The following is a 12,482-nucleotide window of genomic DNA, read 5'->3' on the forward strand; positions in this document are numbered from 1 at the left end:
TCGTGAACGAGAATAGACTACCTTCAAAAATTACAACACAAATGATCATCGGTGCAGTATTATTGTTTGGTGTTATATCTGCATTTATGCTAAACTATTCGTTGTTTCCAGTCGTAAAAAATCCTGCTCTTTCCATTGTAGTGGATTACCCCGGAACCGACGCCGAAACGGTAGAAAATACAATCACCATTCCTCTAGAAAATCAAGTCTCTACAATTGGGGGAATTTCGGAAATTAGGTCCACTTCCGAAAAAGGAAAATCACTCATCCGCTTGGATTTTGAAAACGATACAAACATAGACGTCAAAACGTTGGAGATTAAAGAACGTATCGAAACCATTATCAATACGTTCCCCAAAGAAGTTAGAAAACCAAGGGTTTTGAATTTTGATCCAAATGAAATGCCCATTGCAGTAATCTCTTTAAACGCAACCGATTCCAGATCCTTAGGAGAATTAAGAGCCTTTGCAGATTCGATTGTTAAAAAAGACATAGAAGGAATCAATGGAGTCAGCAAGGTAACCGTTTCCGGTGGTAAAATCAAAGAAATTTTAATTTCTTTTGATATTAGAAAATTAAATTCTTATAATATTCGTCTAGCCGATATAAACGAAGCTATTTACTTCAACAACCGTACGTCTACAATCGCCTCCGTCGAAGAAAAAGGAGGATTGTATCAAGTAAGACTAAAAGGAAAATTTTCCAAACTAGACGACTTGGTCGATCTTCCAATATCCAGTCCAGACATTGGAAAAAGTATAACCCTAGGCAACGTAGCCAATATACAAAATTCTTATAGAGACGAAGACAGTACATATAGAGTAAATGGAAATCAAAATATTGGAATATATGTATATAAAAAATACGACGCGAACATTTTAAGTATTTCTTCTGAAATTAAAAAAACAGTCTCTCATTTAAGTCAAGACGGAACCAAGTTTGACTTACTTTATAATCAAGCCGATAATATTAGAAATACTTACTTTAATCTCATTTGCATTATAGCGGTTACCATTGCCATTTTGTTTTTTGCAGCAAAAAAAAAGGGAAATATTGACATTCCTAAATTTATTGGAACGATTTTATCACAGTTGATATTATCTTTTCTACTAATTTCATTCATCCATTTCATTTTAAAAAAAGATTTTGATTTGCTCTGTGTATTATCCATTTATCTATCATTTGCTATTTGGATCGTTTTTTATTTTAACTTCATTCAAAATCATACAATCGATTCCATTGGAGAAAAAAAGCTACTTCTGTTTATCACACCAAGTATACCCATATTGTTTTTTCCTGGAATTTTACTCAACAATACGGTTGCTGTAAATTTAATTAGAATGGCGATCATGACATCAATTGGAGTCTTAAACAATTATATCGTTTACAAATACTTCTATCAAAACCTTTCCACAAACAAATTAGATAAGTTTCCTACGATCATTACAATTCCTGAAAAATCGAAAACCCAATCAGTATTATACGAACCTCAAAAAAATAAGCGGGATCTAATTTTAAATTTTCTTTTGATTATAGTGCCAATCGTAATGATATTTGCGCTGATACAATCTTCAAAGGAAGTTTATTTTAACGTAGAAGACGACCGAATTTACGGATACGTAGAACTACCAGCAGATTCAAACTTTGAATATACGGATGAAATCGTTCAGAAGATAGAATCGAAGTTAGTCGCAAATCCAAACGTAAAAGACGTAATCTCACAAGTGGAACCAAGCCACGCATTTTTAATTATCAACTATCATAAAAGTTTTTTTTCAAGTGATTCTATCATTCCCTCACTCAATCAATCGGTTGGTAGACAAAACCCTGCATTTTGTTATTTTACAAAAGAATCTGATCTAGGTAGAATGAAAGAAGTTTCTTTAGACATCGTGGGACAATCTCACTCGGATCTAAATAAATCAGTACCTAAAATAGCAAACCTAATTACAAATTTACCTGGAATCCACGAAGTAATTCTAAATTTTAAACAACCTCGTAATGAACTACAATTGGACTTAAATAATCGTGATCCGTTACTTCAAAATTCGGAAATTGGCTCCTTCTTAAGAACTGTGGTTCAGGGCTCAGTTATTAGTAAATACAATGAAAATAATAATGAATTGGACATCCGAGTTCGTGCTTCCAAAGAATTTAGAGATTCTGAAAAACAATTAAACAAATTTTTAATTAAAAATAATTCAGGAGAATTTTCCTCGATCGGTAGTTCCTTTACTCAAAGAGAAACTCTTTCTCCAATTAAATTTTTTAGAAAAAACAAACGACCCAATCTTTCTATTTCTGTAAGAACGGACTCTTACAACCCAAATACATTACTTAAACTCGTACAAAATTCTTCCCAAACATTACTAAATAATAACGAAAGAATAGAATTGAACCATCGAATTGAAAAGTTATCCAAATCGAATACAAATTTTACAGTTTATATAATTCTAATATTACTAACTTGTTTTTTCTTTTTTATAATTTATACGGAATCTCTCAAAACGTCTTTTATATATTTTTGCAGCTTACTCTTTTTTTATTGCATTTTCGCATCAATTTATCTAATAATATTCAAAACTTATGATATAGGATTTCATATCGGAAGTGTTATAGTTCTTATATCCCTCTTACTACACATTTTATCTAATTTCCCTGAAATCAAAAGACAAAATACGATTCCTATAAATTGGGATTTTTATCTTGTGGCAATCGCGCTTTTTTTACCTTTACTGATATTATCAACTCCAGAACTTAACGTATTCAAAAAGGTTTTCGGATTATTTATGATCTCTTTAATATTATCTAGGTTTTTACTAATTCATTTTAATTTCAGGTTCGCAAATGTTTTCGAAAAAGTTTTATCAACAAATAACATATCCAAAATCAGTGGAGGAAAAAATGTACGCCGATAGAATATTTTATCCAATTCTTAAACTCTTTTCCAACTTGAAAGTTTTACTTCAAGCTATTTGGAAAACTAAAAAAGGGAAAATTTTTATTTTAATTATCTCCGCAATAGGGGTCTTTTTTATAATCACTTTTTATTTAAATATTACAAAGTATAAATGTATTACTGGTGATTGTAAAAATGGTTTTGCAAAAATGGAATACCGGGGCGGCTCCTATTACGAAGGTTACGTTAGAAATTCTCATCCTGATGGTTACGGATTATTTCAAAATAAAGAAGGGCATCTTTACAAGGGAGAATGGAAACACGGTGTCAAACATGGAAAAGGAATTTACCGTTATCCAGATGGATCTTCCTATTCGGGATATTTTTTAAATAATACTAAACACGGCCCCGGCGTATTTACCTGGAGAGACGGAACTAATTTAAACGTTAGATGGAACGAAGACGAACCAAACGGATCTGGAATTTTAACTTTATCCGATGGAATGCGGTTAAGTGGAATTTATAAAAATGGGCGTATCTTTGACGGAAACGGCGCTTTTATTTATCCAAATGGAAACGTCTATGTAGGTTCATGGCGTTTAGGAAAAAGGGAAGGTTTCGGGATACTCAAGGACGAACTTGGAACAATATTATACAAAGGAAATTGGAAAAACGATAAAGAAACCCCAGACGGTTTAAAAGAGGATAACAAAAAATGAATATAATAGAAAAAATTAAACAGTATATTACAGATAATGTATTTAAAAGAGAAATTGTAAAAAACGTCCAAATACACTTAGCACCAGAGAGTATCTCCACTTTTTCTGACGCTACTTTTTTTAAACTTACTTTAAAAACACATATTATATTTATAATACTCTATATTATAACCAATTTTTTACTCTCTTTATTCAATTTAAGCTATATAGTAGAATATACAGAAATTATGCGCAATTACTTAGCAGAAGGAAAAATTTCGTTATTAATGTATTTGTTAAATGCATTTCCATACAATATTATATTTTTCGCATTCTCTTTAATCGTCTTTGAACTTTATTTTAGCACAATTTCTTATTTAACCGTTAAAATCTTTGGAGAGAAGGGAGTTAGTTTTCTAAAATGTATATCCTTGGCAATTTCCAGTAATCTTTATATCCTACTCTCTTTCTTTCCGGTTTTATTTTTATTTAGTATTATTCCGAACTCCGCCAAAAGGGACATTTTTTATATGATTTTGTTTATAGGGTTCGTTAGTATCTTTGTAATTGCAGGGATCATCTTACAAATGATTAGCTTTATTAGAATGTCTAAAAAAATATTCAACCAAAATACCGGAAGAGCTTTTTTAACTTGGTTCAGTCCTATTTTTGTAGTCTTTTTATTTCTTGTTTGGATTACGAGGGCATCTTAGAGAATTTATCCAATAGAATTGTTGAAAAATTAATTCTCTATGGGTTTTCGTTGTATGGAAACGGTCGATTGAAGCGTTTTGTTAATTGTTGCTATGGAATTTTTCAACAACTCTAATCTAGTAATTCTCAAAAAAATAAAAGTACATTCAAAAACTTTAAATTGAGAAACTAGTATTTTTTTTAAGTAACATAAAATTTTCTGAAGTTTTAAAAAATGTGGGAACTCCCATAATTTATAAAATAGAAGTTTATAACAATTGAATCTGTAGTATTCAAGTGTGGAAACTACCACAAAATTTAGGTTTGTCTGTAAAATGATGTGGGAACTCTCACAAATCAAGATTTTGCAGACAAATTCTAAAATTGTAGAACTCATACTTTTAGAAAAGTCTTTCTCAACCGAACTCATGCTAAAATGAGATTTAAATTTTGATAATGGCAGTAAAACAAAAGTTTTGTGCAAAAATCGGATTGGACGATGATTCTTTTTATATCTTATAGTAGTTCCCACAATTTTTAAAGTTTAACTGTAAATCCGCGATTTGTGAAAGTTCCCACAGATTAAGTCATATTACAAATTTTTAAATATTTATTTTTGTGATTCGAGTCTGGGAGTTCCCACATTCATTTTTTATGGAAAAATCAGGTTTTTATAAAGCGAATCTCTTACACCGAACTCACGTTTATTTAGGTATTGATTTGATAAGAATGAGTAAAAAACCGATTTAAAATAATCGAATCGGCAATTTAAGCGAAGATAAAGTATTTTTGAGATAAATTTAAAAACAGAATTAGTGACATCGGATACCAATAACAATCGACATCCCACGAATTGTGATTGAGCCTTGTTACAGTCTGATTTTCCAAATACTGTACCTTAGGTTTTAAAAAAAGATACGTACTAAATTCAAAAATTATTTCATAATCAAAAAAACAAGTAAACCCACTACAAGTACCACACCTGCAACGATAATAATTCCAAGGGAACCTCCCCCGGAAGAAGTTTCGGTTTTAGTAGTTGAGGCAGAACTTGAAGTTTTAGTTTTTACTTTTGCAAGTCGGACGGGGCGTTCTTCAAACGCCTGTAAAAGAACCCCGGAAGGACCTTTGGCAAAAATATGGTATTCTCCTTTTCCGGCGGCGATTCCGATAAACTCACCCACTACGTTTCTTACGTTTCCGTCTTCGTCGATACCACCTAACGTCTTTGCCATCGCCTTTTCATCCATACTTCCAGTAGGTAGTTGAAAATAAAGTCTGTCTCCTTCCGTCAATTCGTCAAAATCAACTCCTCCAACAGGAGCAAGAACCGTCTTAGAAAGAATCACTCTTCCAAAAGGTTTTCTAAATTGATCGATCTGTCTTTGAACCGGAGTTTTTTCTTGGCTTTCAGGAACTTGACTAATAGAAGGTTCTTCAACAGGACGATTGACCGTAGGAATAATTCCAGTAAAAACGTTTTTAGCTCTAAATTTTAAACTAGATATAAATTCTACATCCGCTTGAATCCGAACAATATTCACTTTTAATGATGTTTTAATTTGATTCTCTAAAATATTTACGAGACTAGAAGCGTCGTTTTTATCCCAGTTCGCATAAGAAGATTCTAATACAGCTTTGGTGAGTTTAGAATAGACGATCCTTCCAATGCTATCAGAAAGCCCCGGATCATATGGTTCCGATTTTGCTGCTTCTACCATATCTAATGCAAATGCAGCAGAATCTTGAAAACTTCGAATTTTACGGATCAAAGACGAATTAGAAAATAAGGAAAAAATTTCTATGACTTCGTTTTTATACTTAGTCACTAAAGCGACCACGGCGCCACTTCTATTTTCAATATCGATTCTGATTTTTAAAAGATAAGCGTCCCTAATCTTACCCTGAATTAATTCTACCGCTTGTTCTTCCGTAAGTACAGATTCAAGCGCAAGATTCATAAGATTCGCTTGTTCCTGTAATTTATTGACTTGATTACTCGGTTCCATTCATCCTCGTTCTACATTTCAGAAGTTAAATTTTGCTCTTTTGCGAACTTTAATCTTTTAGGAATATAATCCTCTTTTAGAGGAATTTCAACTCTCGCAACAGTTTGAGAAACCCCTTTCTTACTGTAAATCGTAAACAAATGTCTGTCAAATCCACTCTGTGCAACCAGAATTTCTACCATCGTAATTCCGAGCCCAGCGCCTTCTGTTGAATCACCAAACTTCATATAAAACTCAAAAAGATTGTCAAAACCTCTGGAAATTCGGAACTTTTCTCTAACTCTTTTCTCTTCCTGTTCCGTAAGTTGAAAATTATTTAGAATCTTTAAAACGATTCTATCTTGATTAAAACAGAAAGTAACTTTTACTAAAAGATCGTGTTCCTTCATTTTTTCTCTATAAAATGGGAACTTTTTATTGCTCAAACTACTATGAAACGTCTCCATCCCTCGAGCGTAATCTTCAGGAGACTCTATATTCAATTTGGATTCTTTGAATAAGATTCGTTTAATCGATGCTTTTGTCGCATTGACGATCAGTTCTTTGGCAGAAGTAAAAAGAAGCTCGGAAAGATCAAGACGACCGTATCGTGCGAGAATCCCGTGAATGATATACCTCAGTTTTTTTTCACCTTTCGGTGTTAAAACGTAAGTGATCAATGAAATAGGAATCTCTTTTAAAATCGCAGAATCGACTTCTATCTGAAAGTGAGCTGGTAGGTCGTCAAAATCCTCCATGAATTAGAGATTCGACGAAATGCTTCCTATTTTCGACGAAAAAAAAAGAATTTTAAAAAAAGTCTTCAAAAAATGAAAACTCCTAAAATTTCAACCAAACGTTCACCATTTAAAATGAATGGTTTTTCCTAAAACCTTAGTATTATTTAACAACAATCAGGTCAGCGAAGACTATAAAGAATGATTTAACGTGAGTAAAAAATCTATCTAAAAGTAGTATTTTCGACATCTGGTATTACATAACTTAAGTAAAATGCCCCTTGTGGAAGCCAAAAAATTAGTCTTGGTCTTTCATCATTGGGAAAAAACCAACTTGAATTTTTAAAACTTTCACTGGGAAAACGGAATTGTGGGAACTCATACAACACAAATTTTCTTGAAACTTATAGGAGGAAAGCTACAACACAGAAAGATAAGAAAATTTAAAGTAGGCCCTTGCACCAAAAACTCCACCTTGTATTTTTCGGTTAGTGCGCGGTTTAAATCCCAATTTTCAAAAACAAATTATTTTGAAACTAATAAATCCCGAATTAAACCGACTACTTTATCCGCTTTAGGCTCTACCTTATGAATTGAATTTACAATTTTAAAATCCGTTCCAGGAATTTCACCTCCGTGGAATTTCAACTTAAACTCTGTGAATTTCAATCCGTGAGCAGTCGAAATGACTACTACACTCTCACCTTTAGAAATGGTTCCTTTTTGAATCAACTTTTCCAAAGCCGCCAAAGCCACACCCGTATGAGGATCATTGTATAAACCGAATAAGTCCGCTTTAGAGGCCGCATCGGCTAACTCCGATTCGCTGGCCTGTTCCACAACCCCATTGAACTTTTTAAGAGTTTTGATCGCCTTTTGAATCGAAACCGGATTTCCAATTTGAATCGCAGAAGCAAGAGTCGTTTTTGCAGAAACCGGTTCAAAACTTTCAAAATTCTTTAAATAAGAAAGATAAAGAGGATTTGCGTGTTCCGCTTGTGCTAAAACGATCCTCGGAAGTTTATCTATTAGCCCCAAAGAAAACATCATCTCGAAACCAGCACCTAACGCAGATACGTTTCCTAAATTTCCACCCGGAATTACGATCCAATCCGGAACCTTCCACCCTAACTGTTGAGTGATTTCCACTGAAATCGTTTTTTGTCCTTCAATCCGTAAAGAGTTCATCGAGTTTGCTAAATAAATTCCAGCTTCTCGAGTTACTTCTTTGACGATTTTCATACAACCATCAAAGTCAGTATCAAGTGCGATCACCTTAGCACCGTTAGATACTGGTTGAATCAGTTGCGCTTGAGACACTTTACCCGCAGGTAAAAATATAATCGCAGGAATTCCCGCCTTTGCGGCGTAAGATGCTAAAGCGGCCGAAGTATCTCCCGAACTAGCACAAGCCACTGCACGAATCGGAACCCCAGAAGAAATCATCTGTTTTACTTGAGATAATAAAACAGTCATTCCTAAATCTTTAAAAGATCCAGTGTGTGAGATCCCACACTGTTTCACATAAAAACTTCCGAGTCCAAGACTTTCGGTCAATCGATCCGAAGTAAAAAGATGAGTAAGACCTTCACCTGAAGTTACAATGTTCTTATCCTCGATATGAGGAAGAACCCATTCTCTTTTGTTCCAAATTCCGGAAGAATTGGGAAACTTGACAGAACGAAATCTACTATCAAACAGATCCTTCCATTCCTGTCCGGATACAGATTTTAACGCATCTAAATCGTGGGAAACTTGGAGAAGACTTCCGCACTTTTTACATTCATAAATGATTTCGTTTAGATCATATCTGGTTTTACAGGAATCGTTGATACATTCAAATTCAGCTTTGTATCGAGTAAAAGTAGAGATCATATTTTAGATAGAATTCAAAATGTCCTTTTTTTTGGTATCAAATTCTTCTTGAGTAATCAACCCCCCGTCCAAAAGAGATTTTAACTTGGCAAGTCTTGCAGTTGCATCTTCTCCGGCCGGTTTTGCTCCGCCTTGATTTTGCCCCATCATATTCGCCATCATTCCCGCCATGTTCATCCCCATTCCGAGGCCCATTCCCGCGCTCATTCCTTCTCCTGCGGAACCACCTGGATTATTGGCTGCAGCCTCTCCAATGTCCAACATTCTCTTTTGCTGATACATGTTTCCCATCGTTTCGATTTCAAATTTATCCGTAAGAACTTTCTGAATCTTCTGAAAGTTAGGATCATTCTGATCGAAATTGATCGATTGGATAAAAAAGTCTACAACCTCAAGACCGTATTTTTGAAAATCAGGTTGAGTTTTAGTTTTTCCGGCAGAAGAAGCTTCTTCGAGATGTTGAGAAATTTGAGTGATCGGAACTCCATTTTTTAATACGACTTCGGAAATAAAATCGCTAAGCCTAGTTACTACCATCGGCTTCAAAAGTTTATCCACACCGTCATGATCAAATTTATGTTGAGTACCGACTACAGTGTTAACAAAAGACTTAGAATCGATTACTTTTATATTATAATTTCCGAATGCTCTAACTCCCAACGTGATATGATATTTCGGATCTTCAATCTGAATCGGAGCTGGAGTTCCCCAAGTCATATTGATCACGGACTTATTTACATAAACCACTTCCGCAGTAAACGGAGTTTGTCCACCAAACGGCAAGTTTACGAGTTTTTCCAAAACAGGAATGTTTCCGGTTTTTAAAGTATGAGTTCCCGGACCAAAAACGTCTAACGCTTTTCCTTCTTTAAAAAAGACCGCTTCCTGACTTTCATTTACTACGAGTTGACCAAAATAGCTAATATCGTTTCTTGGAAATTTCCAAACGATCTCTCCGGGTTGTCCTTCGTATTTAATTACATCAATCAATGCCATAATTCATTCCTTATTATATTCAAATTTTATTATTTATAGATGATACAATTTTTTCGATTTCTTTTAAAAGGTAAGACCTGGTTCTAAATCTTAAAGTTTCAAGAATAATTCCTTTCTGGATCGAAAAGCATTTTCTAATTCATCCAAAGAAGAACGAATTTCTCCGATTTTATCTCGAACTTCCTGAATGGAGGAATTAGAGTTGATTCCCAGGATTTGAATTTTAGATTCAACTCCCTCGACTTCCTGAAACAAAGAAAAATCGAATTCCGCCAACTTTTCTAGTTCTTCTCGAGTGGCTTTCAAACCAGTTCCAAGTCCGTTTAATCCATATCCAGCAGATTGAATCGTATGGATTAACTTATCAATTAATACGACTGCAATTTCTCCACTTCCAATCAACTCCATTCTTCTTTCCAATACAAAAGTTTCTTCTAATCTTCGGATCGATTCTTTTAAATAAGAAATTCTAGAAGCCAACTCCTTTCTAAACATAGAATCTGCGTTCTGAAATTCGTGATCTTTAAGAGCGTTTGAATAAAGAGGTAGCTTTTCCATAAAACTACGAATCTTTCCCCTTTCTGATCGGTAACGAGAAATTAGATTTTGTACAGGTGATTGTGCTAAAAATTGACCAACTGCGTTCTGTCCAGTAGAAGTTTCCTGTTGCATAACTTATAGTTTTACACGATTTAAAATTAGATCAATGAAAAAACGAACCTCTAATATTTCTAAACATACCATATTTGATCGTAAGTTTTTTTGAATCGTTTACAAACGTATTTCACTTTAAATCGAAAGCAGATTGACCTTGAAAACAATTACTATAAGTTGACTTTCATCGGAAGCAATTTGTTTATTTTATTTCTAATCGTTTCCTTTTATAATCAATGTATCCATAAAATTTCTATTTTTACGAATCAATGATATTAAAACTGAAAGCCCTTCTAATTCAAATTCCTAAAAGTAAAATTTTTACCATCTCAGCCTCTTTCATTTTTCCGTATTTTTTATATTTGACGATTCCTCCTAAATACCTTCTTTCGGCGGATCATTACGAAAAATTTATTTTAGGAAAATCCATTTATCTAAACGCCTTTCAATCGTTAGACGTATTTTATCCGGGATTTGGATTTGATCCGGAACTCAAATTTAGTCTTTTAAAGATGTCCATTGTAAACGGCCATAAAATCATAGCGTTTCCTGTTTCATTAGGAATTCTTTATGCGTTTGCCTATCCATTTGGGGGAGTTTACGGAATTTATTTTTTATCTGCTTTATTGATTGGCGCGGCTTTATACGGAATTGGAAAAGAATTTAAAATCCCTGCTTGGCAGATTTTTTTATTCTCTATTCTATCTCCAATTGTTATGAACGGTTACTTGTTTATGGACGTAGGAGTAGGATTATTTCTTTTTGTATTTGGAATTTTGTTCTATCAAAGATCCAAAGAAAAACGATCCACTCAATTAACAGTTATAGGTGGATTTTTATTATCTCTGAGTTACTGGTTTCGTTTAGAATATCTGATTTTTATCGGACTTTATTGGTTTTGTGAGGGAATAATCCACCTTTCATTTTCAGAAAAACCCAAAGACAAAAAAAAATTCTTTTTAGCCTCTATAGTGCTGATACTCTTATTTCTGGTTTATTGCGGATTCAATCAGTGGTTTTTTAATTCTCCCCTAGGACCCAGATACAACGCAAATTACGGATCTGTTGGAAATCCAAATTTATTTAAGAATTTTATAAATTTATTATTTTATGGAAATCTTAAACTAGGATTATTTGGATATTCTCCTTTTTTATTTTTAGGCGTTTTATTTTTTATATTTATATTTATAAAAAACTGGGAAAATGTTTCAGAAAAAGAAAAACCACTTTTAGTTTCTTCAATTGTGGGAATTTTTGTGGCTGCAATCGTAGCACCTAACGATGGTGGCGCAGAATCTGGATCACGTTATTTAGCTCCTGGGCTTCTGGGGCTATTTGTTCTTATTTCTAAATTTTTTTCGTTTATAAAAATTCAAAAAAAGATTTGGAGAATTTCATTTTATCTATTACTTTTTATTTCTATTCTTCCTACTTGGATTTACTATAAAACTACAAAAGGATTTGCAAAAAATACTAAAGTCGTTCAAGAATTCATTCTCAAAGAACCGAAAGAAAATCTACTTATTTTTCAAAACGGTTTGATCGGAGGAATGGCGGGAGAAGATCTTTATTTTCAAGGAAGAGTTTATCAAACCGTTGGAGTAAAAGAACTTTTAGAATTTTTAAAAAAGTTCTCCGCTTCTAAAAATCAAAAGTCTGTTTCTTTTGAATACTTTGCCTATTCTCAAGAATATACGGAAGGGATGAAAGATTTAAAATACGATTCACATACGAAAGAAGGAATGATTGGTCATCTGAAACAATTCCATTTCAAAGAGATTTCGAATATTACATCCATTCAAATCGTCAATAAAAAAAATATCGGCAACATAGAAGTTTTTTATGGAATTTTTCAGGAAAAATAAAATACTTTATACTTTTATAATTTAGAAAAAAAGAATCTATTTTTTAAATCTATACGAATTCATCATAAACAAACCCA

General features: G+C 33.3%; 9 protein-coding genes. 4 read left to right on the forward strand and 5 right to left on the reverse strand.

Annotation, left to right across the window (positions count from 1 at the left end; all coding sequences use genetic code 11):
- The first annotated feature begins 2 nt into the window (after positions 1-2).
- From BW942_RS03095 to BW942_RS03105, 3 genes are read left to right on the forward strand one after another with little or no spacing between them, the layout of a single operon-like run.
- Entirely contained in the window at positions 3-2,918 is a 2,916-nt protein-coding gene (locus tag BW942_RS03095) for an efflux RND transporter permease subunit (RefSeq protein WP_011172089.1), read from the forward strand.
- Positions 2,905-3,618 carry an MORN repeat-containing protein gene (locus BW942_RS03100; RefSeq protein ID WP_002026245.1) on the forward strand — a complete coding sequence of 238 codons (714 nt, stop codon included), beginning with the start codon at positions 2,905-2,907 and terminating at the stop codon, positions 3,616-3,618. Before BW942_RS03095 ends, BW942_RS03100 begins: the two co-directional genes overlap by 14 nt.
- Entirely contained in the window at positions 3,615-4,310 is a 696-nt protein-coding gene (locus tag BW942_RS03105) for a hypothetical protein (RefSeq protein WP_001021181.1), read from the forward strand. Before BW942_RS03100 ends, BW942_RS03105 begins: the two co-directional genes overlap by 4 nt.
- A 915-nt stretch (positions 4,311-5,225) precedes the next feature.
- Here BW942_RS03105 and BW942_RS03115 read toward each other — a convergent pair.
- The 5 genes from BW942_RS03115 to BW942_RS03135 form a co-directional block, all read right to left on the reverse strand.
- Positions 5,226-6,299 carry an LIC10486 family protein gene (locus BW942_RS03115; RefSeq protein ID WP_000433740.1) on the reverse strand — a complete coding sequence of 358 codons (1,074 nt, stop codon included), beginning with the start codon at positions 6,297-6,299 and terminating at the stop codon, positions 5,226-5,228.
- 11 nt (positions 6,300-6,310) lie between these two features.
- Positions 6,311-7,036 (reverse strand): hypothetical protein, encoded by a 726-nt coding sequence (locus tag BW942_RS03120; RefSeq protein ID WP_000389276.1) that lies wholly within the window; start codon positions 7,034-7,036, stop codon positions 6,311-6,313.
- A 504-nt stretch (positions 7,037-7,540) separates the two neighbouring features.
- Positions 7,541-8,890, reverse strand: a complete 1,350-nt coding sequence (gene thrC, locus BW942_RS03125) for a threonine synthase (protein ID WP_000626010.1) — start codon at positions 8,888-8,890, stop codon at positions 7,541-7,543.
- Positions 8,891-8,893: 3 nt separating this feature from the next.
- Positions 8,894-9,886 carry an SPFH domain-containing protein gene (locus BW942_RS03130; protein ID WP_001173870.1) on the reverse strand — a complete coding sequence of 331 codons (993 nt, stop codon included), beginning with the start codon at positions 9,884-9,886 and terminating at the stop codon, positions 8,894-8,896.
- A 90-nt stretch (positions 9,887-9,976) separates the two neighbouring features.
- The gene (locus BW942_RS03135; protein WP_001183762.1) at positions 9,977-10,558 is read right to left on the reverse strand and encodes an LIMLP_15305 family protein; all 582 of its coding nucleotides are present in this window, start codon (positions 10,556-10,558) and stop codon (positions 9,977-9,979) included.
- A 251-nt stretch (positions 10,559-10,809) separates the two neighbouring features.
- Between BW942_RS03135 and BW942_RS03145 the strand changes: the two genes are divergently transcribed.
- Positions 10,810-12,405 (forward strand): LA_3751/LA_3752 family putative glycosyltransferase, encoded by a 1,596-nt coding sequence (locus tag BW942_RS03145; protein ID WP_000601198.1) that lies wholly within the window; start codon positions 10,810-10,812, stop codon positions 12,403-12,405.
- Positions 12,406-12,482 lie beyond the last annotated feature (77 nt).

Origin of the sequence: Leptospira interrogans, from assembly GCF_900156205.1 — a bacterium.
Lineage (GTDB): Bacteria > Spirochaetota > Leptospiria > Leptospirales > Leptospiraceae > Leptospira > Leptospira interrogans.

Excerpts from the sequence above, each read along its gene's own strand:
- BW942_RS03100 (WP_002026245.1), top strand. The coding sequence starts at position 2,905 with ATGTACGCCGATAGAATATTTTATCCAATTCTTAAACTCTTTTCCAAC.
- BW942_RS03105 (WP_001021181.1), top strand. The coding sequence starts at position 3,615 with ATGAATATAATAGAAAAAATTAAACAGTATATTACAGATAATGTATTT.
- BW942_RS03115 (WP_000433740.1), bottom strand. The coding sequence starts at position 6,299 with ATGGAACCGAGTAATCAAGTCAATAAATTACAGGAACAAGCGAATCTT.
- BW942_RS03120 (WP_000389276.1), bottom strand. The coding sequence starts at position 7,036 with ATGGAGGATTTTGACGACCTACCAGCTCACTTTCAGATAGAAGTCGAT.
- thrC (WP_000626010.1), bottom strand. The coding sequence starts at position 8,890 with ATGATCTCTACTTTTACTCGATACAAAGCTGAATTTGAATGTATCAAC.
- BW942_RS03130 (WP_001173870.1), bottom strand. The coding sequence starts at position 9,886 with ATGGCATTGATTGATGTAATTAAATACGAAGGACAACCCGGAGAGATC.
- BW942_RS03135 (WP_001183762.1), bottom strand. The coding sequence starts at position 10,558 with ATGCAACAGGAAACTTCTACTGGACAGAACGCAGTTGGTCAATTTTTA.
- BW942_RS03145 (WP_000601198.1), top strand. The coding sequence starts at position 10,810 with ATGATATTAAAACTGAAAGCCCTTCTAATTCAAATTCCTAAAAGTAAA.